The following is a 24,295-nucleotide window of genomic DNA, read 5'->3' on the forward strand; positions in this document are numbered from 1 at the left end:
CGTGAGTGGCGATTCGGGTTCTAACCCGAATCGCCACTCACGACCACCGGTACCGAGCTGGTGGCCGGCGATCACCCCGATACTGGTCACCCGGCCGGCTTGAGGCCTTCCCGGGTCGAGGTCCGGTACTGCCCCGGCGCCTGACCGCGAGCCCGCCGGAAGGCCCGGCTGAACGCGTACACCGACGTGTAGCCGACAGAGCGGGCGATGGTGTCCACCGTGTCGTCGGTGTCGCGGAGCCGGACCGCGGCCAGGTCCATCCGCCACTGGGTCAGGTAGTCGCCGGGAGTCCGGCCGGTCGTTTCGCGGAAGCGGCGGGTCAACGTGCTACGCGAGGTCGCCAGTTCCGCCGCGAGCAGGTCGGTGGTCCACGGTTTCGCCGGCGCCTCGTGGATCTTGGCCAAGGCCACACTGATCAGCGGATCGCCGAGGACGCCGAGCCAGGTTCCCCGCGTCTCGGCCGGTTTCTCCGTCCGCCACGCGCGGAGCAACTGGACCAGCAGGATGTCGACGAGCCGGTTGAGGACGAACTCGGTGGCGATCTGCGGAGAGGCCAGCTCCCGCGACAACAGCCGGACGGTGTCGTCCAGCCCGCCGCCGACGTGGTTCGCGCGGATGTGCACCAGCTCCGGCAGGGTGGCCATCACCTGGGTGGACACCGCCGGGTCGTAGTCGTAGGACGCGCCGAGGACATGGGTCTCGACCTCCCCTGAACCGAGGCGCAGTACTCCGCCGCACTCCCGCGCCTTCTCCGCCGCGGTGCACAGGTTGGGAATGATCGCGACGTCCGGGGCGCTGCGCAGGGTGTGCTCCGGGCCGTTCGGCAGCAGGACGACGTCGCCGGGCATGAGCCGCCGCGGCGGATGGCCCGCCACGTCCAGCCAGGCCGTCCCGCAGGTGACGGCGTAGAAGGCCGCACCGGCGATGCCGTGCCAGAGGATCCCCCACGGCCCGGACGCCTCGATCCGGGCGCCGGCGGTGCCGCGGACGCCGCCCACGGCGAGGGTTTCGGCCAAGAGGTCCATACTGCCGAGCATAGTGCGACAAATGGATATGCTCGTGGCGTTTTCAGCCATCGATACGGTCACACGGTGCGCCATATGATCGAGGTCATGGCAGACACGATCGACTTCGACTTCGACGAGATCAACCGCGGCGTGATCGCCGAATTCCGCGAGACCGGCGGCAAGGCGGGTGGCATGTTCGAGGGCTTCCCGCTCGTCCTCGTCCACCACACCGGCGCGAAGTCCGGCACCGAGCGGATCGCACCGCTCGTTCCGCTCCTCGAGGGCGACCGGATCTACATCTTCGGCAGCAAGGGCGGCTCCGACGAGAACCCGGCGTGGTTCCACAACCTGGTGGCCAACCCGGACACGAAGGTCGAACTCGGCACCGAGACCTTCGCGGTCCGCGCCCGGTTGCTCACCGGCGCCGAGCGCGACGAGGTCTACGCCAGGCAGTCCGCCGTCATGCCGCAGTTCGCCGAGTACCAGCGCAAGACCAGCCGGGTCATCCCGGTGTTCGAACTGGAGCGGGTCTAGTCCCTCGTAAGTGGCCCCTGCGTCGAGCTCTTGTGTCGTGAAGGGACCCGTTGAGACCTTCATCGTCTCAACGGGTCCCTTCACGACATCCCCACGACCGCGCCTGACTGGAGTCCTTCACTGACTCGCGATACCGGCTCCCCCCCCGTAGATACCGAAGACACCCTTGGCTCCAACCGCCCTCACCACTCACGAGGGCTTCACGTCCTCGGCAAGGTGTGAAGGTCGAGTTTGCTCGGCTGAGCCGAGGGAAGGGGGCCTTCACGCGCAGGCGTTGTGACTGCTGGTGCCTGTGGGGCGAACGTGGCGATGATCGAGTCCGTGAAGGCCTCCTTGAGGGCCCCAGAGTCCCTCAAGGAGTCCTTCACGGACTCGCGATACCGGCTCACCCGCCGTAGGTACCTAAGACACCCTTGGCCCCTAACCGTCCTTACCGCTCACGACCCCACACCTCACCGCGGGGTTTTGTCGGGCCCCGGTGATAGAACCGATCCGTGACCCTCAAGATCGGCATCCGGCAGCGCCGCGCCCGCCTCGCGACACGTCATCGCCTGACCACGCCCGCCGGCTCGGTGCACGCCGCCGCGGACGCGGTCGTCGCGTTGCATGCCACGGATCCGGCGTCGGTGCACCTGTCGGCGTGGGCGCGGGTGAAGGGCGACGGTGTTACGGAGCTGGAGAACGCGCTTTACGAGGAGCGCACGCTGATCCGGATGCTCGGCATGCGCCGCACCGTCTTCGTCGTCGGGCACGAGAACGCGGCGCTCATCCAGGCCGCCTGTTCCGCCGACATCGCCAAGAAGCAGCGCCGCCTGCTCGAACAGCACCTCGCCACGCAGGGACACCCGGAGAACTTGCCCGATCCGGAACGCTGGCTGGCCGAGGTCGAGGAGGCGACCGAGCGTGCGCTGAAGGCCCGCGGTTCCGCGACCGCGCAACAGCTGAGCGAGGACGAGCCGCGGCTCAGGCAGCAGCTGTTGATGGCGAAGGGAAAGCCGTACGAGGCGATCGCCAACGTCACCAGCCGCGTCCTGTTCCAGCTCGCGGTCGACGGCCGCATCGTGCGCGGCCGCCCGCGCGGCAGCTGGATCAGCAGCCAGTACTACTGGGCCCCGATGGCGGACTGGCTGTCGCAGGGCCTCGTCGCATGGGACGCCGACGCCGCCAGGGTCGAGCTCGCCCGAAAGTGGCTCTACGCCTATGGTCCCGCTCCGATCGCGGACCTCCGCTGGTGGACGGGCTGGACGGCAGGCCAGACGAAGAAGGCGCTCGCGGAAATTCAGCCGGTCGAGGTGGATCTCGACGGCGTCCCCGGCGTCGTGCTCGCCGACGACGTGGAGCCGGTCGCGGAGCCCGGCCCCTGGGTCGCGCTGCTCCCGTCCCTCGACCCGACGTCGATGGGATGGCTCGAGCGCGACTGGTATCTGGGCCCGCACAAGGCGCCGCTGTTCGACGGTACCGGGAACATCGGGCCCACCGTCTGGGCCGACGGCCGGATCGTCGGCGGCTGGACGCAACGTCCGGACGGCGAGGTCGTCCACCACTTCCTGGAGGACGTCGGCGCGGACGTCGAACGGGCCGTCGAAGCGGAGGCGAACCACCTGGCCGAGTGGTTCGGAGAGGTGCGAGTCACGCCACGGATGCGCACGCCGCTGGAGCGACGGCTAGCACAGCGAAGCTGAGAGTTTCCCCAAGACCTCCTGGTGGCGATGCACTTGATCGATTCTTGACCTGACCCACCGAGTGGTGGAAGTCTCGTCAGGGCAAAGAGGGCCGCCCGAGCACGCACGCTAGGGTTGCGCCCGAGTAAAGGACGTCTTTCCGGGGCGATCCCGGACGAGTCTCAAGGGAGTGGCAGCAGTGACGGTTCGCGTAGGTGTCAACGGCTTCGGCCGCATCGGCCGCAACTTCTTCCGGGCCGTGCAGGCCGCCGGTCACGACATCGAGGTGGTCGCGTTCAACGACCTCGGCGACGTCGCCACCATGGCCCACCTGCTGAAGTACGACTCCATCCTCGGCCGTTTCCCGGGCGAGGTCAGCGTCAGCGACGAGGGCATCGTCGTCGACGGCAAGACGATCAAGGCCCTCGCCGAGCGCGACCCGGCCAACCTGCCCTGGGGCGACCTCGGCGTGGACGTCGTCGTCGAGTCGACCGGCTTCTTCACCAACGCCGACGCCGCGAAGGCGCACCTCGCCGGCGGCGCGAAGAAGGTCATCATCTCCGCGCCCGCCAAGGGCGAGGACCTGACCGTGGTGCTGGGCGTCAACGACGACAAGTACGACGGCTCGCAGAACATCATCTCGAACGCCTCCTGCACCACGAACTGCCTCGGCCCGCTGGCCAAGGTCCTGCAGGACTCGTTCGGCATCGAGCAGGGCCTGATGACCACCATCCACGCGTACACGCAGGACCAGAACCTGCAGGACGCGCCGCACAAGGACCTGCGCCGCGCCCGCGCCGCCGCGCTGAACATCGTCCCGACCTCGACCGGTGCCGCCAAGGCCATCGGCCTGGTCCTGCCGGAGCTGCAGGGCAAGCTGGACGGCTACGCGCTGCGCGTGCCGATCCCGACCGGTTCGGCCACCGACCTCACCGTCACGCTGACCAAGAGCGCGACCCTCGAGGAGATCAACGCCGCGTACAAGGCCGCCGCCGAGGGCCCCCTGGCCGGCATCCTGCGCTACAGCGACGACCCGATCGTTTCGGCCGACATCGTCACCGACCCGGCGTCCTGCATCTACGACGCGCCGCTGACCAAGGTCATCGGCAACCAGGTCAAGGTCATCGGCTGGTACGACAACGAGTGGGGCTACTCCAACCGCCTCGCCGACCTCGTCAAGCTCGTCGGCAACAAGCTCTCCTGAGCCATGGCGCTGAAGAACCTCGAAGACCTGCTGGGCGAGGACGTCTCAGGCCGGTTCGTACTCGTACGATCCGACCTGAACGTCCCGCTCGACGGGGACAAGATCACCGACGACGGCCGCGTCCGCGCGGCCCTGCCGACCCTCAAGCGGCTCGCCGAGGCGGGCGCGAAGGTGGTCGTCACGGCGCACCTCGGCCGTCCCAAGGGTGAGCCGGACCCGAAGTTCTCGCTCGCTCCCGTCGCCTCGAAGCTCACCGAGCTGCTCGGCGTGGACGTCCCGCTGGCCGGTGACCTGGTCGGCGAATCCGCCAAGGCCACCGTCGCGGGCCTGACCGACGGCCAGGTGGCCCTGCTGGAGAACGTGCGTTTCGACGCGCGCGAGACCAGCAAGGTCGAGGCCGAGCGGCAGGAGCTGGCCGCGGAGCTGGCCGCGCTCGTCCCGGGCGGCGCGTTCGTCTCCGACGGTTTCGGTGTCGTGCACCGCAAGCAGGCCTCGGTCTACGAGATCGCGCGGGCGCTTCCGGCGTATGCCGGTGGGCTGGTGCTGGCCGAGGTCGACGTCCTCAAGAAGCTCACCGAGGACTTGGCTCGGCCGTACGTCGTCGTCCTCGGCGGCGCGAAGGTTTCGGACAAGCTGGGCGTCATCGCCAATCTGCTGACCAAGGTCGACAGGCTGCTCATCGGTGGTGGCATGGCGTACACCTTCCTCAAGGCCCAGGGCCACGAGGTCGGGAACTCGCTGCTGCAGGAGGACCAGCTGGAGCAGGTCCGCGGTTTCCTCGCCGAGGCGGAGAAACGCGGCGTCGAGCTGATCCTGCCGGTGGACGTCCTCGCCGCGACGGGTTTCGCGGCCGACGCGGAGTTCGACGTCGTCGACGCGAAGGCCATCCCGGCCGACCGCATGGGTCTCGACATCGGCCCGAAGTCGCGTGAGTTGTTCGCGGGCAAGCTGGCCGACGCGGCGACCGTGTTCTGGAACGGCCCGATGGGCGTGTTCGAGTTCGAGTCCTTCGCCGGCGGCACCCGTGCCGTGGCCGAAGCGCTGGTCAAGAGCGACGCCTTCACCGTGGTCGGCGGTGGCGACTCCGCCGCTGCCGTGCGGCAGCTCGGCCTTCCCGAGGACGGCTTCTCGCACATCTCGACCGGCGGCGGCGCGTCGCTGGAGTACCTGGAGGGCAAGGAACTGCCCGGAGTCGCTGTGCTGGGAGAGAACGACTAGTGGCGCGCAAACCGCTCATCGCCGGCAACTGGAAGATGAACCAGAACCACCTCGAAGCCATCGCGCTGGTTCAGAAGATCGCCTTCGCCCTGCCGGAGAAGTACTACGCGAAGGTCGACGTCGCGGTCCTGCCGCCGTTCACCGACATCCGCAGCGTCCAGACGCTGACCGACGGCGACAAGCTGTCGCTCACCTATGGCGCCCAGGATCTGTCGCCGCACGACTCCGGTGCCTACACCGGCGACGTGTCGGGTCCGATGCTGGCGAAGCTGGGTTGCAGCTTCGTCACCGTCGGGCACTCGGAGCGGCGTGAGTACCACGGCGAGTCCGACGAACTGGTGAACAAGAAGGTCAAGGCGGCGCTCAAGCACGGCATCAAGCCGATCCTGTGCGTGGGGGAGAAGCTCGAGGTCCGCGAGGCGGGCGAGCACATCGCCCACACCACGACCCAGCTGGTGGAGGGCCTCAAGGGGCTCAAGGCCGAACAGGTCAAGGACGTCGTCGTCGCCTACGAGCCGGTCTGGGCCATCGGGACCGGCAAGGTCGCGACCCCGCAGGACGCCGAAGAGGTGTGCGGAGCCATCCGCGCCACCCTCGCCGAGAAGTACGGCGCCGAGGTCGCGTCCTCGGTCCGCGTGCTCTACGGGGGCTCGGCCAAGGCCAACAACATCAGTGACCTCGTCGCCTGCGAGAACATCGATGGTGCGCTCGTTGGTGGTGCCAGCCTGGATGGTGACGAATTCACCAAACTCTGCGCACTCGCCGCGGGCGGGCCCCTGCCCTGATCGGGGCACCTACCGGGTAACCTGGGTATCCGGTCCGTCACACAGCAGTGGACGAGTCCAGGAGTACGGTGTGTTCTGGCGGTCGACAGCCGTCGGTGGCACACCGTTTTCCTGCATTCTCCAAGAGCGCAGAGGATGACATGAAGCTGTTCCTGCAAATCCTGTTGATCGCCTCCAGCTTTTTCCTGGTGGTCGCCGTGTTGCTGCACCGCGGTCGTGGTGGCGGTCTGTCTTCGCTGTTCGGTGGCGGTATGCAGTCGAGCCTGTCCGGTTCCAGCGTGGCCGAGAAGAACCTCGACCGGATCACGGTGCTGCTGGGTTCGGTATGGCTGATCAGCATCATCGGCCTTGGGCTCCTGCTCAAGGTCTGATCGATCCAGGTGTTTCGGCGTGCCTATGGGGGGCGCGCCGCCGATCCCTATAGGTGTGAGGATTCATGGTTGGCGGTAACGCGATTCGGGGCACCCGTGTGGGTGCCGGACCTTCGGGCGAATCGGAACGGGGTGAGTCGGCGCCACGGCGCCGCATTTCCTACTGGTGCGCCAACGGGCACGAGGCACAGCCCTCGTTCTCGATGGACGCCGAGATTCCCGACGAGTGGGATTGCCCGCGCTGCGGGCTGCCCGGTGGGCAGGACGAGAAGAATCCTCCTGCCGCGCCGCGGACCGAGCCTTACAAGACTCACCTCGCGTACGTGAAGGAACGGCGTTCCGACGCCGACGGCGAGGCCATTCTCGCCGAGGCGCTGGAGCGGTTGCGCCAGCGCCGGGAGATCTGAGACTCCCCGAGGCCTATCGGTCGAGCGGGTACCGGGCACGCACCCGGAACCCGCCGTCCTCGGTGTCGGCGGTTTCGAAGCTCCCACCCAGCAGTCGAGCGCGTTCGGCCAGTCCGGTCAGCCCGTGCCCTCCCGAGGGCAGGGCCGCACCGGCTGTCCGGGCGCGCTCATTGCGTATTTCGACCTTGAGGGAACCGTGCTCACCCTGGATCCGGATGGTCGCGGTGGCGCCGGGCGCGTGCTTGTGCACGTTGGTCAGGCATTCCTGCACGGTCCGGTAGGCCGCCGCCGAAACCTGGCTTGGCAGGAGGTCGGGGATCCGCTCGACGGTGAGGTGCACCGGGACGTCCGAGCCGCGGATCAGCCGGTCGAGTTCGTTGATCCCCGGCCGCGGTCCGTCGTCTTCGGAGCCCGAGCGCAGCACACTCACGAGTGAGCGCAGTTCCTCGAGCGTTTTGGTGCTCAGTTTCCGGATGACCTGTGCGGTCTCGAGCGAACGGGCGTCGGTGGTCTGCGCCTGGAGCGCGCCGGCCTGCATCGCGATCAGCGTGATCTGGTGCGAGACGACGTCATGCATCTCCCGTGCGAGCCGGGCGCGTTCCTCCGCGCGGACGGCGTCGGCGTGGAAGCGGCGCTCGCGGTCACGGCTGGCGGCGAGTTCGGAGAGCTTCTGCGAGATCTCGGTCCGCGCTCCGATGAGCAGGCCGATGGCCACCGGCATCCCGGCGACGATGACGCCGTAGATCCCGTCCAGAACGTGCTCGCGCCAGCTGAGCTCGACGAAGTCGGCCAGCGGCCATTGGACGAACCGGCAGGTGAAGACGAGCGCGAACCCGGTCCAGGTCTGCCAGTGCATCTGCTTGCGGGTGGCGAGGAAGCCGAGCGCGATCATCGCGGCCAGCTGGGACCAGCCCGCCAGGAATCCGGGGACGGTGACGATCACCGCGAGGAACGGCAGCTTGCGGCGGAACGCGAGACCGAGGCACGCGGCCCCGGAGAGGTAGATGGAGTACGGCTGGGCCTTCTCGGGGATCACCAGCCAGACATCGAGCGCGGCCAGGAAGATCGCGAGCGTATCGACGCCCAGCGCGACCAGCGCCGGACGTTTGATCCTGGCGAACGACATGACCCCGGCGGCACGGCGCATCCGGTCGGCGGCGTCCGCTCCGGAGCCGCCCACCGAGATACCTGGCATCGAGAGACCCTCTGTGCTCATCGCTGGCGACCTCACTCGTCTTGTGGACTTGAATGGTGAGACGTGTTCTTCGCCCGATCGGGACGCGCAGGAACGAACAAATGTGCGGATGCTAACGGGTGGATGTGCAAGGGCGGTAAGTTTCCCCCAGTCGGGCTAGCGACTGTCCGGTCACTGTCCGTTCTGCGGACAAGTGCATGAACGTTCGGTCGGTCAAGGCGCGGACCGGACCACCCGGGCTCGGTGGTCCGTTGATCGTTCCGACGCGCGAACGGACCGTCTCTGATGCGAAAGCCGGCAGGAGTTGATCTTTGTCACTTTCCGCCCCCAGACGGTTACAGAAGGCGTGATGCCGTGAACGCCTCCTTCACTACCTTCAGGGTAGGGAAGGAGATCGTCGCGGACTTCCGCCATGGGGGTGTCACGAGTCCCGGATACGCGTGAAGGCCCCCTTCCCTCGGCTCAGCCGAGGGAAGGGGGCCTTCACGCGCAAAGCGTCAGCCCGTAGGTGGCTGATAGACCTTCGTGAGTTTCGAGGCGGAACCCCGGTCCAGCAGCCAGAGCGTGCGACGGCTGCCGCGGGCTCCCGCCACCGGGATCTGGACCTCGCCCGCACCGGCCAGCGCCTGCGCGACGGCGTCCGCCTTGGCGTCGCCGCCGGTGACCAGCCAGATGTCCTGCGCGCGACGGATCGCGGGCAGGGTCAGCGAGATCCGGGTCGGCGGCGGCTTCGGGCAGTCCCGCACCGCGACGACCGAACGCTCCTTCTCGTGCACCGCCGGGCTGTCGGGGAAGATCGAGGCGGTGTGCCCCTCACCGCCGAGGCCCAGCAGCATGATGTCGAACGCCGCGTCGTTGGCAGCCAGGACCTCCGCATAGGCCGCGGCCGCCGCGTCGACGTCATCGCCGAACTCGCCGTCCGAGGGTGCCATGGCGTGCACCCGCTTCGGGTCGAGCGGGACGTGGTCGAGCAGCGCTTCGCGGGCCTGCTTCTCGTTGCGGTCGTCCGAGTCCGCCGGGACGAAGCGCTCGTCGCCCCAGTAGAGGTCCAGACGCGACCAGTCGATGGCGTCACGGGCACTGGAGTCGCGCAGTTCGCGCAGGATCGCGATGCCGGTGCCGCCGCCGGTGAGCACCACCGAAGCGGAGCCCTTGGCAGCCTGGACGTCGACGATCCGGGTGACCAGCCTGGCCGCCGCGGCGGCGGCCAGGAGGTCCGGGTTCTCGTAGACGACGACCTCGGTCTTGCTCATGAGGTGCCCTTCTTCGACGAAACGGCGGCCTTCTTCGCCGCCGGAGCTGCCTTCTTCGCCGGAACGGCCTTGGCCGCCGTGCCCGACGAGATCTTGGAGAGCCCGTGGAGCGAAGCCTCGTAGACCTCGTCCGGGTCGAGCCGCCGCAACTCCTCGATCAGGCAGTCCTTGTTGTCCCGCCGCTGCAGGGCGATCCGGCGCGTCGGCTGGCCGGGCTGGGTCAGCATGCCGACCCGTCCGTCCGGCCGTCGCAGTTCCACGGGGCCGGACCGCCGGTCCAGCGTCACCGAGATGATGCCCGCGGCACCGGTGCTCTTGACCCGCTTCACCGGCACCTTGAGGTACTCGGCCAGCCAGCCGGCGAGCAGTTCGGTCGACGGCGAGTCCGCCTCACCGGTCACCGTCGCGCCGGTGACCTTCTCATGCGGCGGAAGGTCCAAAGCGGACACCAGCTGCGCGCGCCAGCTGGTCAGCCGGGTCCACGCCAGGTCGGTGTCACCCTCCACATAGGACTTCGCCCGCGTGGTGAGTGCCCTTATGGGCGCCTTTTCCGCCGCCGAGTCGGTGATCCGGCGTTGCGCCAGCTCACCGAGCGGGTCCTTGGCCGGGGCCTTCGGACCGGTGCCCGGCCACCAGGTGACGATCGGTGCGTCGGGCAGGAGCAGCGGAACGACCGCGCTCTGGCCCTGCGAGGCCAGCGGACCGTAGAGCCGCAGGACGATGACCTCGCTCGCGGCGGCGTCGCCGCCGACCCGGATCTGGCCGTCGATCCGCGGCGCGGCGGTCCGCGCGCCCTTGGCCACCACGATCACCCGCGAGGGGTGTTCCCGGCTGGCCTCGTTGGCGGCTTCGATCGCCTCTTCGAGCTTGTCGTCGTCATCCGCCACGATGACCAGCGTCAGCACGCGGCCGAGCGCCACCTGCCCGCCCTGTTCGCGGATCTCGACGAGCTTCTTGTTCAGCTGCGACGTCGTGGTCGACGGCAGGTCGATGATCACGGACGCCTCCAGTTCCGGCCGGTACGTTCCAGCATTTCGTCCGCGGACGGCGGTCCCCACGAGCCGGGCGGGTACGCCTCGGGCGCGCCCTTCTTGGCCCAGTGGTCGAGGATCGGGTCCAGGATCTCCCAGGACAGTTCGACCTCTTCGTTCACCGGGAACAGCGACGGTTCGCCGAGCAGTACGTCCAGGATGAGCCGTTCGTAGGCCTCCGGGGACGACTCGGTGAACGCGTGCCCGTAGCCGAAGTCCATGGTGACGTCGCGGACCTCCATCGTGGTCCCCGGCACCTTCGACCCGAACCGCAGCGTGATGCCCTCGTCGGGCTGCACCCGGATCACCAGCGCGTTCTGGCCCAGTTCCTCGGTCGAGGTGGAGTCGAACGGCAGATGCGGTGCCCGCTTGAACACCACGGCGATCTCGGTGACCCGGCGGCCAAGCCGCTTGCCGGTGCGCAGGTAGAACGGCACCCCCGCCCAGCGGCGGTTCTGCACCTCCAGCGTCACCGCGGCGTAGGTCTCGGTGGTCGAGTCCTTCGCGAAACCGCCTTCCTGCAGCAGGCCCGGCACCTTCATGCCGCCCTGCCAGCCGCCCGCGTACTGTCCGCGCGCGGTGGTCTCGTCGAACGGTGCCAGCGGCTTGGTCGCCGAGAGCACCTTGACCTTCTCCGCGCGGAGAGCGCGGGGAGCGAACGAGACCGGCTCCTCCATCGCGGTCAGCGCGAGGAGCTGCAACAGGTGGTTCTGGATGACGTCGCGTGCGGCGCCGATGCCGTCGTAATACCCGGCGCGGCCGCCGAGGCCGATGTCCTCGGCCATGGTGATCTGCACGTGGTCGACGTAGTTGGCGTTCCAGATCGGCTCGAACAGCTGGTTCGCGAAGCGCAGCGCCAGCAGGTTCTGCACCGTCTCCTTGCCGAGGTAGTGGTCGATGCGGAACACCGACTCCTCGGGGAAGACGTCGTTCACGATCCCGTTGAGCTCCTTGGCACTCTTGAGGTCGCGGCCGAAGGGCTTCTCGATGACGACGCGGCGCCAGGTGTCCTCACTCGCCTCGGCGAGGCCGGAACGGGCGAGCTGCTTGGTCACCACCGGGAACGCGCTCGGCGGGATCGACAGGTAGAACGCGGTGTTGCCACCGGTGCCACGTTCGGCGTCGAGATCCTTGACCGTCTGCGCGAGCCGGTCGAAGGCGTCGTCGTCGTCGAAGGTGCCCTGGACGAACCGGATGCCTTCGGCGAGCCGGTTCCACACCGACTCCTTGAACGGCGTCCGCGCGTGCTCCTTGACCGAGTCGTGCACGAGCTCGCCGAAGTCCTGGTGCTCCCAGTCCCGGCGGGCGAAACCGACCAGCGAGAACCCGGCGGGCAGCAGCCCGCGGTGGGCGAGGTCGTAGATCGCCGGCATCAGCTTCTTGCGGGCGAGGTCACCGGTGACGCCGAAGATCACCAGGCTGGACGGCCCGGCGATCCGCGGCAGCCGCTTGTCGCGCGGGTCGCGCAGCGGATTGTTCCAGGCACGTGTCACTCGCCGGCCTCCTGTACCGCGCGGACCAGTTCGGCCAGGCCGGCGGCCCGGTCGGTGAGGTGCAGGCGCAGCACCGGACGACCGTGCTCGGCGAGCACCTGGCCGTCACCCAGCGCCTGCGCGTGCTGCAGGACGCCGAGCGTGTACGGCCGGTCCGGAACGTCGAGATCGTCTTCGACGGCGCCGGTGATCTGCAGGAAGACACCGTTCTGGTGCCCGCCCTTGTGGTACTGCCCGGTCGAGTGCAGGAATCGCGGGCCCCACCCGAAGGTGGTCTGGCGGCCGGTGCGCTTGGCGATCTCACCGCGCAGGACCGCCGTCGACGCGTCATCGAGCCGGTCGAGGTACGCCTGCACCGCGATGTAGCCGGTTTCCGGAGCGGAATCGAAGAAAGCCCGCAGGATGTCCGCGAGCTTCCCTTCCGTGGCAACACCTTCCGAGCCGAACACCTCGACCGCGCCGTCCACAGTGGACGGCTTCTCGCCGCCCTTGAGCGCGTCCGGGTTGTCGAGCAGGGAACGGGCGGCCTTCTTCGCGGCCTCGACGTCGGGCTGGTCGAACGGGTTGATCCCGAGCAGCCGCCCGGCGAGCGCGGTGGCGAACTCCCACAGCAGGAACTGCGCGCCGAGCGAGCCGGTCACGGAGATCTTCGCGGCGCCTTCCGCCGGTCCGACCGCCACCGGGGTGGCATCGGCCTTGGCGTCGGCGAATCCGGCGGCGCTCGGCCCCTCGACGGCGACCGGCAGGAGACCGGTGCCCTGCTTGCCGGTGGACTCGGCGATCAGCTGCTCCGCCCAGTCGGCGAAGCCCTTGATACCGGAACCCGTGTCGCCGATGACGACCTTCTCGGCGCCCTTCTCGTGCGCCGCAGCCCAAGCCGCCGCGAGTGTGACCGCGGGGTTGTCCACGGAGTCCGTGGCCAGCTCCTCGGCCACCGAAGCGGCCTGGTCGAGCAGGCGGGCGACGTCCGCGCCGGCGAGACCGGCCGGGACGAGCCCGAACGCGGTCAGCGCCGAGTAGCGGCCGCCGACGTTCGGGTCGGCGAGGAAGACCTTGCGGTAACCCTCCTTTTCGGACAGTTCCGCGAACGGCGAGCCGGGGTCGGTGACGACCACGATCCGCCGGGCCGCGTCGATGCCCGCGTCGGCGAAGGCCTTGGCGAAGATCCGCCGGTGGCTGTCGGTCTCGACGGTGCCGCCGGACTTCGACGACACGACGATGACCGTGCGCTCCAGGTCACCGGCGAGAGCGTCGGCGACCTGGCCTGGGTCGGTGGTGTCGAGGACGGTCAGCGCGACGCCGTCCGTCGCGGTGATGACCTCGGGGGCCAGCGACGAACCGCCCATGCCCGCGAGGACGACGCGGTCGACGCCCTCGGAACGCAGGTCGGTCCGCAGTGCCTCGATCTCGCCGATCAACGGCCGCGAGGACTTGTGCAGCGTCGTCCACGAGAGACGGATCGACGCTTCGGACTCGGCTTCGGGACCCCACAGTGTGGCGTCCTGGGACGCCAGTTTCGATGCGACCTGGTCGGCGACGAGCCGCTCCGCGAACGGAGCGGCTTCGCCGGCCAGGGCGGCGTCGATGATGTCGACGCCTGTCGTTTCCCCTGCCATGGTCCAGATCAGTCCTTTGCCTTTTCCAGCTGCCCGGAGACGGTCTCGAGAAGCTCCACCCAGGACTTCTCGAACTTCTCGACGCCCTCGTCCTCGAGGACCTTGAAGACGTCGTCGATGTCGATGCCGACCACACGCAGCTTGTCGAAGACGATCTGCGCGTCGGGGCCCTTACCGGTCACCGTGTCACCGGTGACGTCGGCGTGGTCCGCGGCCGAGTCGAGGGTCTTCTCCGGCATCGTGTTGACCGTGTCCTTGACGACGAGCTGGTCCACGTAGCGGGTGTCGGAGTACTGCGGGTCCTTCACACCGGTGGAGGCCCACAGCGGACGCTGCGCGTTCGCGCCGGCCTCCGCGAGCGCCTTCCAGCGGTCCGAGGCGAAGAGCTCTTCGAACGCCGCGTACGCGAGGCGCGCGTTGGCGATGGCGGCCTCGCCGCGCAGCGCGACGGCGGCCTCGGTGCCGATGGCGTCGAGCCGCTTGTCGATCTCGGTGTCCACACGGGACACGAAGAACGACGCGACCGAGTGGATGCCCTTGAGATCGTGGCCGTTGGCCTTCGCCTGCTCCAGCCCGGCGAAGTAGGCCTCGATGACCGCCTTGTACCGCTCGACCGAGAAGATCAGCGTGACGTTGACGCTGATGCCCTCGGCCAGGGTCTTGGTGATCGCCGGGAGACCCTCTTCGGTGGCCGGGATCTTGATCAGCACGTTCGGCCGGTCCACGGTCTTCCACAGGTCCTGCGCCTCGGCGACCGTCTTGTCGGTCTCCTTGGCCAGCCGCGGGTCCACCTCGATGGACACCCGGCCGTCGACCCCGTTCGTGGCGGTGTAGACGTCGCGGAACAGATCCGCGGCGTTGCGCACGTCGGTGGTGGTCAGCTCGCGGATGGTGGCCTCGACGTCGGCGCCGCGGGCGGCGAGCTCCTTGGTCTGCTCGTCGTACGCCTCGCCCTTCGACATCGCGTTGGCGAAGATCGTCGGGTTCGTGGTGACGCCCACGACGTGCTTGTCGCGGATCAGGTCGGCGAGGTTGCCGGTGTTCAGGCGCTCACGGGACAGGTCGTCGAGCCAGATCGACACCCCGGCCTCGGACAGCTGCGCGAGCTTGTCGTTGCTCATGGCAGGTTCCCCTTCAGTTCAGTTCTTGGTGTTGGCGATCGAGCGACGGGCGGCCTCGACGACTGCCTCCGCGGTGAAACCGAACTCACGGAACAGTGTGGCGGCGTCGGCCGACGCACCGAAGTGCTCGATCGAAACGTTCACCCCGGCGTCACCGGTGAAGCGGTGCCACGACTGGGCGATACCGGCTTCGACGGAGACGCGTGCCTTGACCGACGGCGGGATGACCGAGTCCTTGTAGGACTGGTCCTGCGCGTCGAACCACTCGACACACGGCATCGAGACGACGCTCGCCGGGATGCCGTCGGCTTCGAGGGTCTTGCGGGCCTCGACGGCCAGCTGGACCTCGGAGCCGGTCGCGATCAGCACGACCTCGGGGCTGCCGTTGGACGCTTCGGCGAGGACGTAACCGCCCCGCTTGACGCCTTCGGCGCTGGTGCCCTCCAGCACCGGCACGTTCTGCCGGGTCAGCGCGAGGCCCGACGGGTGGTGGACGTCCTCGAGGACGGCCTTCCACGCGTACGCGGTCTCGTTGGCGTCCGCCGGGCGGACGACGTTGAGGCCGGGGATGGCGCGCAGGGCGGAGAGCTGCTCGATCGGCTGGTGGGTGGGGCCGTCTTCGCCCAGGCCGATCGAGTCGTGCGTCCACACGTAGGTGACCGGCGCCTTCATCAGCGCGGCCAGCCGCACGGGCGGGCGCATGTAGTCGGAGAAGATCAGGAACGTGGCGCCGTAGGGGCGGGTGCCGCCGTGCAGCGCGATGCCGTTGAGGATCGAGCCCATCGCGTGCTCGCGGATGCCGAAGTGCAGCGTCCGGCCGTACGGGCTGGTCTTCCACATTTCGGTGGAAGCCTTCTCCGGGCCGAACGAGTCGGCCCCCTTCATGGTGGTGTTGTTGCTCTCCGCGAGGTCCGCGGAACCGCCCCACAGCTCGGGAAGCGGCTCGGCGAGCGCGTTGAGCACCTCACCGGAGGCCTTGCGGGTCGCGATGCCCTTGGCGTCCGGCTCCCACGTCGGCAGGTTGTCCGCGAAGCCCTCGGGCAGCGTGCGGGTCGACATCCGGTCCGCGATCTTCTTGCGCTCCGGGTTGGCGGCGCCCCACGCCTCGAACTTCTCCTGCCATTCGGCGCGGGCGGTCTTGCCGCGGTCGACGGCCTGGCGGGTGTGCGTGATCACCTCGTCGTCGACCTGGAAGTTCTGCGCGGGGTCGAAGCCCAGGATCTCCTTGACCGCGGCGACCTCTTCGGCGCCGAGCGCGGCGCCGTGCGCCTTGCCGGTGCCCATCTTCTTCGGCGCCGGGTACCCGATGACGGTCTTCAGCGCGATGAACGACGGGCGCTCGGTCTCGGCCTTCGCGGCCTTGATGGCCTCTTCGATCGCGACGACGTCCTCGCCACCCTCGACGACCTGGGTGTGCCACCCGTACGCCTCGTAGCGCTTCACGACGTCCTCGGACAGCGCGATCTTGGTGTCGTCCTCGATCGAGATCTCGTTGTCGTCCCAGAAGACGATGAGGTTGCCCAGCTCCTGGCGGCCGGCGATCGAGGAGGCCTCGGCGGTGACGCCCTCTTCGATGTCACCGTCGGAAGCGACGACGTAGACGTAGTGGTCGAAGATGCTCTCGCCCTGCGGGGCGTCCGGGTCCAGCAGGCCACGCTCGCGGCGCGCCGCCATCGCCATGCCGACCGCGTTGGCCAGACCCTGGCCGAGCGGGCCGGTGGTGGTCTCGACGCCCTTGGTGTGGCGGTACTCCGGGTGACCCGGGGTCTTCGAGTCCCACTTGCGCAGCTGCTTCAGGTCTTCCAGCTCCAGGCCGAATCCGGCGAGGTACAGCTGGATGTAGAGGGTGAGGCTCGAGTGACCGGCGGAGAGGACGAAGCGGTCACGCGCGGGCCACTCGGGGTCCGCCGGGTCATGACGCAGCGTCCGCTGGAAAAGCGTGTACGCGAGCGGCGCCAGGCTCATCGCCGTGCCGGGGTGACCACTGCCGCAGTTCTCGACCGCGTCCGCGGCGAGCACCCGAACGGTGTCGACGGCCCGCGTGTCGAGGTCGGTCCAGTCGGCGGGCACGTTGCGCCGGAGGAGTGGGTTCTTCTCGCTGGTAGAGGCGGTTTCGGACACTGAACTCGAACTCCCCGTCATCAGGTTGTGGCTTCTCTTCCCTCGTGGGTAACCCACGTGTACCGCTACTAATCTCAATCGATCCGGAAGGGACGATATTCCTGGTCCGGGCCGTTCGCAGGGGCACGCCGCGAGCTACCGCGGCCAGCCTAATGGTTCGGCCGGTCGAGGACCCGCGATCACCCTCTGGAAACAGCACGTCTAACATCGGGGAAGGGTTCAGAACACGGGGATCCGGGGCCGCCACATCACCCGGAAGCCTGGTGGACCCGGCCCGAAAACTGACGCAGGGAGTGAAATGTCGTTGGTGAACGCTGCGCACGGACGCAGTGACAGCACCAGCGCCGTACATCCGACCGGTGAACGACCGCACGGTGGCCGGCGAACAATCCGCCAGGTCGTCGGCGCGTACGCCGCCCTCGCGAAGCCCAGGGTGATCGAGCTCCTTCTCGTCACCACGATTCCCGCGATGTTCCTTGCGGGACGGGAAATCCCGTCGCCGTGGCTGGTACTCGCGACGCTTGTGGGCGGCACCATGGCCGCCGGTAGCGCCAACGCCTTGAACTGCGTCATCGACGCGGACATCGACAAGGTGATGAACCGCACGAAGCGCCGCCCGCTGGTGAAGGAGTCGGTGCCCCGGCGCGGCGCGCTGATCTTCGGTCTCGTGCTCGGTGTCCTGTCCGCCGTGGTGCTCTATTTCACGGTGAACCTGCTCTCGGCGATTCTCGCGATCGCGACGATCTTGTTCTACATCTTCGTCTACACGCTCGTGCTGAAGCGGCGTACGTCACAGAACGTGGTCTGGGGCGGTGCGGCGGGCTGCATGCCGGTGATCATCGGCTGGGCAGCCGTCACCGGCACCGTCGAGTGGCCCGCGTTCGTGATGTTCGGCGTCATCTTCTTCTGGACCCCGCCGCACACCTGGGCGCTGGGCATGAAGTACCGGGACGACTACGAGCGTGCCGGTGTGCCGATGCTGCCGGTGGTCGCCACCCCGCAGCACGTGGCACGGCAGATCGTCATCTACTCGTGGGTGATGGTCGCCTGGACGCTGCTGCTGGTCCCGGTGACGAGCTGGATCTACACCACGTTCGCGATCCTGGCGGGCGGCTGGTTCCTCTTCTACGCGCACAGCCTGAACGCGGCGGTGCGGCGTGGCGAGGAGACCAAGCCGATGTCGCTGTTCCACCGGTCGAACACGTACCTGATGATCGTGTTCGTCGCGCTGGCCGTCGACTCGGCCATCGGCCTGCCCGTCATCGGCCTGCCTTTCTGATCTTGTTGCGCGTGAAGGCCCCCCTTCCCTCGGCTCAGCCGAGGGAAGGGGGCCTTCACGCGCAACGCGCTCGGGTCGCGACATTGGAACGCGCGGATCCGCTTGGTCGCGCACGCTCCAGCGCTCTCAACAGGAAGGTTGCCCCCAATGTGGCATTGGGGACGCTCAACGTCCCCAATGCCACATTGGGGGCAACCGGAGGATGATCGGACCCGGCTTCTCAAGGGGTGGCGCGCGTTGCCCAGCCCGGTTACCCGTCAGTACCGTCCGGCGGAGTGACGAGTACAACCGAGCGCCCGGCCGCGGTCCGAGTCGAGCGCAGGACCATGGCGGTCGCCTGCCTGGTCGTCTTCACCGCGCAGATGGCGACGACGATCTACCTCCCCTCCCTCCCGATGATCGAGCGCGACTTCGCGGTGTCGCGCGGCTTCGCGGCGCTCTCGGTCTCACTGTTCGTCGTCGGCGCGGCGGCGCCGGTGGTGCTCTGGGGCCGCGCGGCCGACCGGCTCGGTAGGCGTGCCGCGCTGCTCAGCGCGCTGGGCCTGTTCGTCGTCTCCAGCGCGGTCCTCATCGCGAACACCTCGCCGGCGTGGCTACTCGTTCTCCGTTCCCTGCAAGGGATCGGCGCAGGGGGTGCGGCCATCATCGCCCGTATCGCCGTCCGTGACCTCGGCGACGGCGACGCGCTCGCCAAACGGCTTTCGGTGCTGTCCATCGCGTTCGTCACCGCGCTCGGCGACGGGCAGTTCGTCGGCGGGCTGATCGGAGAGTGGCGGGGCGGGTTCGTCGTGCTGGCGGCGGCGGGTGTGCTCTGCGTCATCGGCACGCTCACGATTCCGCTCGGCCGGGGCCGCGAGGAGAAGACGGGCATGCTCCGGATCTACTTCCGGATCCTCAGCGTCCCGGCCTTCCTGCGGCCGACGATCGCGGCGGGGCTCGGCTTCGCGACGATCGTGCTCCTGCAGGAGGTCGCGCCGTTCGTCTTCCAGCAGCGCTTCGGACTGAGCGTGGACCAGTACGGCAGCCTCGGCCTCCTGTTCGGCCTGGCCTACTTCGGCGGCGCGTTGCTGGTCAACCGGCTGGCGGGCCGCAAGGGTTCGCCGTGGGTGATGCGGGCGGGCGCGCTGGTCATGACCGGCGCCGGTGCGCTGACGATCGCCTTGTGGCTCGTGCCCGCGATCCCGCTCACGGCCGCACTCGTGACGTTCATCGCGTTGTACTGCGGGATCACCTTCGGCCAGGCCGCGCTCTTCCCGAGCAGCATGGCCGTCGCGGTGAGCGAGGTACCCGGACAGGGCGCCTACGCCGTCGCGCTGTGCGGGTTCGTCGCGCAGTCCATCGCGGGCGTCGCGGCCACCTTCGCCGCGCTGCTCCACGAAAACGTCGTGTGGGCGAGCGTCGCCACAGGTCTGTCCCTCGGGGCCTTCCTCCTGGTCCGGGTGACCGCGAGGGAATGAGATGATGGCGGGCGCCGTTGTAAACCTTTCGGCCCCTGTCCCACCTCTCGAAAGCAGGCTGCTTTGTCCGTGTCCCCGGACCGGGAACTCGACGCGATCGAGCAGGACGTCGCGCTCGAGCAGGAGTACGTCACCACCCTTTACCGCAAGCTCGACGTCGAACGCGCCGAGGCACAGCGCAGGCTCGACCAGACACTGCGCCAGACCGGCGGCACCCCACAGGCGCGCACCGAACGCGACGTCGCCACGACGCTGTACACCGACAGGCTGGCCCAGCTGGGCTCCGTCGAGCAGGGCCTGTGCTTCGGCCGCCTCGACTTCCTCCCCGAGCACGCGGAGGAGACCACCTACATCGGGCGGCTCGGGCTCTTCGACGAGGACGACGACTACCGCCCGCTGCTCGTCGACTGGCGCGCGCCGGTCGCGCGGCCGTTCTATCTGGCGACCGCCGCTTCACCCGAAGGTGTCCGCCGGAGGCGGCACATCCGGTCGCTGAGCCGGAAGGTCGTCGGCGTCGACGACGAAATCCTCGACCTCTCCGCCGCGGACCAGGGGCAGGACCTCGGTCTCGCGGGAGAGGCGGCGCTGCTGGCCGCGCTCGAACGCCGTCGCACCGGTGAAATGAGCGACATCGTCGCCACCATCCAGGCCGAGCAGGACCGCATCATCCGCGCGACGCCCAACGGCGTGCTCGTGGTCCAGGGCGGCCCCGGCACCGGCAAGACCGCGGTCGCGCTGCACCGCGCCGCGTATCTGCTCTACACGCACCGGCAGCAGCTCACCACGCGCGGCGTGCTCGTGGTCGGGCCGAACAGCACGTTCCTCCGTTACATCGGGCAGGTCCTGCCGTCGCTCGGCGAGACCGGCGTGCTGCTGGCGACGATCGGGCAGCTGTACCCGGGTCTGGACGCCACCGGCCCGGTCACGCGTGAGGCCGCCGAGGTCAAGGGCCGGGCGGTGATGGCCGACGTGCTGGCCGACGCGCTCCGCGACCGTCAGCGGGTGCCGCAACCGGTGCTGGAGATCGAGTTCGAGCGCGAGATCCTGATGCTCGACCGCAAGACCTGCACCGAGGCGCGGACGCGGGCCCGCCGCTCGCGCCGTCCGCACAACCTCGCCAGGCGGATCTTCGTCTCGGACCTCCTCGACGCGCTGACCCGTCAGGCCGCCCGGAAACTGGGGGAGGACCTGCTCGACGCGCGGGACGTCCAGGACATCCGGGCCGAGGTCGCCGCCGACAAGAACGTGGCCGCCGCGATCGACGGGCTGTGGCCGACGCTCACCCCCGAGATCGTGCTCGACGAGCTGTTCGCCGACCGCGAACGGCTGCGCGTCGCGGCCGGGAAAGCCTTGTCCGAAACCGATCGGGAGCGTCTCTACAGCCCGACGGACACGCCGTGGAGTCCGGCCGACGTCCCGCTGCTCGACGAACTCGCCGAGCTGCTCGGTGAGGACGACACCGATGCCCGCGCCGAGCGCGCCCGCCGCGAACGGGAAGACCGCGCCTACGCGGAAGGCGTGCTCGACATCCTCGAACAGGACGAGGAGATCGTCGACGAGGAGCTGCTGCGGGTGGGCGACGTGCTCGACGCCGAACTGTTCGCCGAACGTCAGCAGCGCCGCAGCGAGATGACCGCGGCGCAACGGGCCGCGCAGGACCGGACCTGGACCTTCGGGCACGTGATCGTCGACGAGGCGCAGGAACTGACCGCGATGGACTGGCGGCTGCTGATGCGCCGTTCGCCGAACCGGTCGATGACGCTGGTCGGTGACGTCGCGCAGACCGGCGCTTCCGGCGGCGCGCGATCCTGGGGTGAGGTGCTCTCGCCCTACGTCGCCGACCGCTGGCGACTCGAAGAGCTGACGGTGAACTACCGGACCCCGGCCGAGATCATGGTCGTCGCGTCCCGCGTGCTCGCCGACGTCAACCCGGAGCTCGAAGCGCCGGTTTCGGTGCGGGAGACGGGATTCGAGCCTTGGCTGCGTTCCGTGGAGCCGTCGGAGCTCGGCACCGACCTGCCGGGGATCGTCGACGCCGAACTGTCCGCTGTGGACGGTGGGACGGTCGCCGTGCTGTGCCCGGCCTCCCGGGTCGCTCCCGTCTCCGAGACGCTCGGCGAGGCGGGGGACCGGGTGTCGGTGATGGCGGTGGACCGGGCGAAGGGCCTCGAGTTCGACTCCGTGGTGCTGATCGCGCCGGACGAGGTCGTCGCCGAGTCGCCGCGCGGCCTCAACGATCTTTATGTGGCCCTGACCAGGGCGACCCGTCGGATGGGCGTAGTGCAGACCGGTGACCTTGTTCCGGCGCTGGAGGGTCTTGGCTAAGGTCGGCCGCATGCGCACATTCGGCAAGATCGTGGTCATCGGCGCGGGCGTCCTCGCCCTGGCGGCCTGTGGCGAGAAATCGAACACCGCAGGTTCCGCCCAGTCGTCCTCCGGTGCGGCCCCCGCGTCGGCGTCGTCGTCCTCTTCGGCCGCGGCCGCCCCGAAGGGCAAGGAATGCACGGCGGACGACGTCAAGACCACCGGGAAGTTCGGGGAGGCGCCGACCATCACCATCCCGGACGACTGCGACCCGCCGAAGAAGCTCATCACCAAGGACCTCGAGCCCGGCACCGGCGAGGGCGCCAAGGCGGGCGCGAACCTGAAGATGAACTATTCGCTGGTCACCTGGTCCAACAAGCAGAAGCTGGACAGCTCGTTCGACCGGGGCGAGCCGTTCGACCTGACGCTCGGCGCCGGCGACGTCATCAAGGGCTGGGACCAGGGCCTCGATGGGATCAAGCAGGGAGCGCGGCGCCTGCTGATCATCCCGCCGGACCTCGGCTACGGCCAGGGCGGCAACGGCATCGCGCCGAACGAGACCCTGGTGTTCGTCACCGACGCGGTGAGTGTCCCGACAGCCAAGGGCTGATGGGCACTTCGGACGGCCGAGTCTACCGTGGACGGGTCCGTGAAGGCCTCCTTGAGGGACTCTGGGTCCCTCAAGGAGGCCTTCACGGAACTGGGCGCGCCAGCCGAGGCGTCAGCCGGCGTACTCCCAGGTGAGCAGGGTGACCTCGACGCCCTTCTCGATCTCGACCTTGGGCGGCAGGTCGGCGGGGACGTAACCCGCGCGGCGGGCGACGGCCTCGCTCGCCGCGTTCTGAGAGTCGATCCGCAGCCGAAGCGGGCTGAGCCCGAGCTGCAGCGCGTACGCGGTGAGCACCCGGAGAGACCGTGCCGCGAGATCTTGGCCGCGGTGGGCGCGCCCGACCATGTAGCCGAGTTCGACCGGGTCCGACGGCTCTCCCGGCAGCATCAGCACCACCTCGCCGAGCGGCTCGCTCCCGTCGGTCGTGATGGCGAACCGGAGTCCTTTGCCTTCCGCACGACGGTTGACGCACTTCGCGTAGTGGGCCTTCGCGGCCACCTCGTCGAACGGTGAGGCCAAGGGGGTGAACCGCGCGACGGCGGGGTCGTCGAACAGCTCGGGCATCCCCGCGACGTCGTCTTCGGTCCACTCCCGCAGGACGAGCCCCTCGCCTTCGAGCCGGACCTCCTCCGGCCAGAGCACCGTCACGGGATCAGCAGGAGCTTGCCGGTGGTACGGCGCCCCTGGAGGTCTTCGTGTGCCTGACGGGCGTCTCCCAACGGGTACCGGCCGCCGATCCGGATGTTCAGCGAGCCGTCCTGAACGGCGGTGAACAGTTCGTTCACCCGCCACTCCAGTTCCTCGCGGGTGAGCACGTAATGCGCGGAGGTCGGGCGGGTGAGGTACACCGAGCCGCTGCGGTTGAGCAGTTGCGGGTCGATCGGCGGCACCGGGCCGCTGGCCGCGCCGTAGAGGGCGAGCAGGCCGCGGATCTTCAGGCTCGCCAGGCTGCCGTCCACAGTGGACTTGCCGACGCCGTCGTAGACCACCTCGACGCCCTTGCCGCCGGTGAGGTCTCGGGTGGCCTTCGCGAAGTCGACCTGGTCGTAGCGGATGACGTCGTCGGCGCCCGCCTGCTTGGCGAGTCCGGCCTTCTCGTCGGTGGAGACGGTGCCGATCACGCGGGCGCCGCGCGCCTTGGCCAGCTGGACGAGCAGCAGGCCCATCCCGCCCGCGGCGGCGTGGATCAGCACGTCGTCACCGGCCTTGACCTCGTAGGTCGAGGCGATCAGCGCGTGCGCGGTGATGCCCTGGAGCATCGTGGCGGCGGCGGTCTCCTCGGTCACGCCGTCGGGGATCTTCACCGCGATCGTGGCGGGGAGCAGACGGCGCTGCGCGTAGCTGCCGAGCGAACCCTGCCAGGCGACCCGGTCGCCGACGGCGAAACCGGTGACGTCCGCGCCGACCGCGGCTACCGTGCCCGCGCCCTCCATGCCAAGGACGAACGGCGTGTCGATCGGGTAGATGCCCTCGCGGTGATAGGTGTCGATGTAGTTGACGCCCGCCGCCGCGACGTCCACGAGCAGTTCCCCGGCTCCGGGATCGCCGACCTCGACTTGCGCCAGCTCAAGGACTTCGGGACCGCCGGTTCGCCGGATCTGCACTGCCGTGGGCATACATCCTCCTCG

21 protein-coding genes are annotated in these 24,295 nt (G+C 69.0%); 11 read left to right on the forward strand and 10 right to left on the reverse strand.

Annotated features, from left to right (window positions below; translation table 11 throughout):
- Positions 1 to 86: 86 nt before the first annotated feature.
- A complete protein-coding gene (locus DL990_RS11310) occupies positions 87 to 1,025 on the reverse strand; it encodes an AraC family transcriptional regulator (RefSeq protein WP_125798633.1) in 939 nt (312 codons plus the stop codon).
- An 87-nt stretch (positions 1,026 to 1,112) separates the two neighbouring features.
- Here DL990_RS11310 and DL990_RS11315 point away from each other — a divergent pair, with 87 nt between their 5' ends.
- From DL990_RS11315 to DL990_RS11345, 7 genes are all read left to right on the forward strand, one after another.
- Positions 1,113 to 1,541: a nitroreductase family deazaflavin-dependent oxidoreductase gene (locus tag DL990_RS11315; RefSeq protein WP_125783697.1), complete on the forward strand. Its 429-nt coding sequence runs from the start codon at positions 1,113 to 1,115 to the stop codon at positions 1,539 to 1,541.
- A 494-nt stretch (positions 1,542 to 2,035) separates the two neighbouring features.
- Positions 2,036 to 3,223, forward strand: a complete 1,188-nt coding sequence (locus tag DL990_RS11320) for a winged helix DNA-binding domain-containing protein (RefSeq protein ID WP_125798634.1) — start codon at positions 2,036 to 2,038, stop codon at positions 3,221 to 3,223.
- A gap of 178 nt (positions 3,224 to 3,401) precedes the next feature.
- Positions 3,402 to 4,406 carry a type I glyceraldehyde-3-phosphate dehydrogenase gene (gap, locus tag DL990_RS11325; RefSeq protein WP_093934256.1) on the forward strand — a complete coding sequence of 335 codons (1,005 nt, stop codon included), beginning with the start codon at positions 3,402 to 3,404 and terminating at the stop codon, positions 4,404 to 4,406.
- 9 nt (positions 4,407 to 4,415) lie between these two features.
- Positions 4,416 to 5,624, forward strand: a complete 1,209-nt coding sequence (pgk, locus tag DL990_RS11330) for a phosphoglycerate kinase (protein WP_305015713.1) — start codon at positions 4,416 to 4,418, stop codon at positions 5,622 to 5,624.
- The gene (tpiA, locus tag DL990_RS11335; RefSeq protein ID WP_125783703.1) at positions 5,624 to 6,409 is read left to right on the forward strand and encodes a triose-phosphate isomerase; all 786 of its coding nucleotides are present in this window, start codon (positions 5,624 to 5,626) and stop codon (positions 6,407 to 6,409) included. The genes pgk and tpiA overlap by 1 nt, the downstream gene beginning before the upstream one ends.
- A gap of 140 nt (positions 6,410 to 6,549) precedes the next feature.
- A complete protein-coding gene (gene secG, locus DL990_RS11340) occupies positions 6,550 to 6,780 on the forward strand; it encodes a preprotein translocase subunit SecG (protein WP_125783705.1) in 231 nt (76 codons plus the stop codon).
- Positions 6,781 to 6,845: 65 nt separating this feature from the next.
- Complete coding sequence (locus DL990_RS11345; protein ID WP_034311760.1) at positions 6,846 to 7,187, forward strand: RNA polymerase-binding protein RbpA; 342 nt, start codon at positions 6,846 to 6,848, stop codon at positions 7,185 to 7,187.
- Positions 7,188 to 7,200: 13 nt separating this feature from the next.
- On the opposite strand, the gene DL990_RS11350 is transcribed toward DL990_RS11345, so the two are convergent.
- The 7 genes from DL990_RS11350 to tkt form a co-directional block, all read right to left on the reverse strand.
- Positions 7,201 to 8,403, reverse strand: coding sequence for a sensor histidine kinase (locus tag DL990_RS11350; protein ID WP_199746306.1), 1,203 nt, complete (start codon positions 8,401 to 8,403; stop codon positions 7,201 to 7,203).
- A gap of 476 nt (positions 8,404 to 8,879) precedes the next feature.
- Complete coding sequence (pgl, locus tag DL990_RS11355; RefSeq protein WP_125783707.1) at positions 8,880 to 9,635, reverse strand: 6-phosphogluconolactonase; 756 nt, start codon at positions 9,633 to 9,635, stop codon at positions 8,880 to 8,882.
- On the reverse strand, positions 9,632 to 10,633 hold the full coding sequence (gene opcA / locus DL990_RS11360; protein WP_125798635.1) for a glucose-6-phosphate dehydrogenase assembly protein OpcA: 1,002 nt from the start codon (positions 10,631 to 10,633) through the stop codon (positions 9,632 to 9,634). Before opcA ends, pgl begins: the two co-directional genes overlap by 4 nt.
- Positions 10,630 to 12,159 carry a glucose-6-phosphate dehydrogenase gene (zwf, locus tag DL990_RS11365; RefSeq protein ID WP_125674953.1) on the reverse strand — a complete coding sequence of 510 codons (1,530 nt, stop codon included), beginning with the start codon at positions 12,157 to 12,159 and terminating at the stop codon, positions 10,630 to 10,632. The genes opcA and zwf overlap by 4 nt, the downstream gene beginning before the upstream one ends.
- Positions 12,156 to 13,775, reverse strand: coding sequence for a glucose-6-phosphate isomerase (locus tag DL990_RS11370; protein WP_125798636.1), 1,620 nt, complete (start codon positions 13,773 to 13,775; stop codon positions 12,156 to 12,158). Before DL990_RS11370 ends, zwf begins: the two co-directional genes overlap by 4 nt.
- A gap of 8 nt (positions 13,776 to 13,783) precedes the next feature.
- The gene (gene tal / locus DL990_RS11375) at positions 13,784 to 14,896 is read right to left on the reverse strand and encodes a transaldolase (RefSeq protein ID WP_125783713.1); all 1,113 of its coding nucleotides are present in this window, start codon (positions 14,894 to 14,896) and stop codon (positions 13,784 to 13,786) included.
- Positions 14,897 to 14,914: 18 nt separating this feature from the next.
- On the reverse strand, positions 14,915 to 17,017 hold the full coding sequence (tkt, locus tag DL990_RS11380; protein WP_125798637.1) for a transketolase: 2,103 nt from the start codon (positions 17,015 to 17,017) through the stop codon (positions 14,915 to 14,917).
- A 298-nt stretch (positions 17,018 to 17,315) separates the two neighbouring features.
- On the opposite strand from tkt, the gene DL990_RS11385 reads away from it, so the two are divergent.
- The 4 genes from DL990_RS11385 (at position 17,316) to DL990_RS11400 (ending at position 22,667) form a co-directional block, all read left to right on the forward strand.
- On the forward strand, positions 17,316 to 18,296 hold the full coding sequence (locus tag DL990_RS11385) for a heme o synthase (RefSeq protein ID WP_125783717.1): 981 nt from the start codon (positions 17,316 to 17,318) through the stop codon (positions 18,294 to 18,296).
- A gap of 275 nt (positions 18,297 to 18,571) precedes the next feature.
- On the forward strand, positions 18,572 to 19,753 hold the full coding sequence (locus DL990_RS11390; RefSeq protein ID WP_233620439.1) for an MFS transporter: 1,182 nt from the start codon (positions 18,572 to 18,574) through the stop codon (positions 19,751 to 19,753).
- 69 nt (positions 19,754 to 19,822) lie between these two features.
- On the forward strand, positions 19,823 to 22,078 hold the full coding sequence (locus DL990_RS11395; protein ID WP_125798899.1) for a UvrD-helicase domain-containing protein: 2,256 nt from the start codon (positions 19,823 to 19,825) through the stop codon (positions 22,076 to 22,078).
- 10 nt (positions 22,079 to 22,088) lie between these two features.
- A complete protein-coding gene (locus tag DL990_RS11400) occupies positions 22,089 to 22,667 on the forward strand; it encodes an FKBP-type peptidyl-prolyl cis-trans isomerase (protein WP_125783718.1) in 579 nt (192 codons plus the stop codon).
- A gap of 111 nt (positions 22,668 to 22,778) precedes the next feature.
- Here DL990_RS11400 and DL990_RS11405 read toward each other — a convergent pair whose 3' ends face one another.
- Complete coding sequence (locus DL990_RS11405; RefSeq protein ID WP_125783720.1) at positions 22,779 to 23,315, reverse strand: GNAT family N-acetyltransferase; 537 nt, start codon at positions 23,313 to 23,315, stop codon at positions 22,779 to 22,781.
- Positions 23,312 to 24,283, reverse strand: coding sequence for a quinone oxidoreductase (locus DL990_RS11410; RefSeq protein WP_125783722.1), 972 nt, complete (start codon positions 24,281 to 24,283; stop codon positions 23,312 to 23,314). The genes DL990_RS11405 and DL990_RS11410 overlap by 4 nt, the downstream gene beginning before the upstream one ends.
- Positions 24,284 to 24,295: the final 12 nt, after the last annotated feature.

Source organism: Amycolatopsis sp. WAC 01416 (assembly GCF_003947485.1).
Taxonomy (GTDB): Bacteria; Actinomycetota; Actinomycetes; order Mycobacteriales; family Pseudonocardiaceae; genus Amycolatopsis.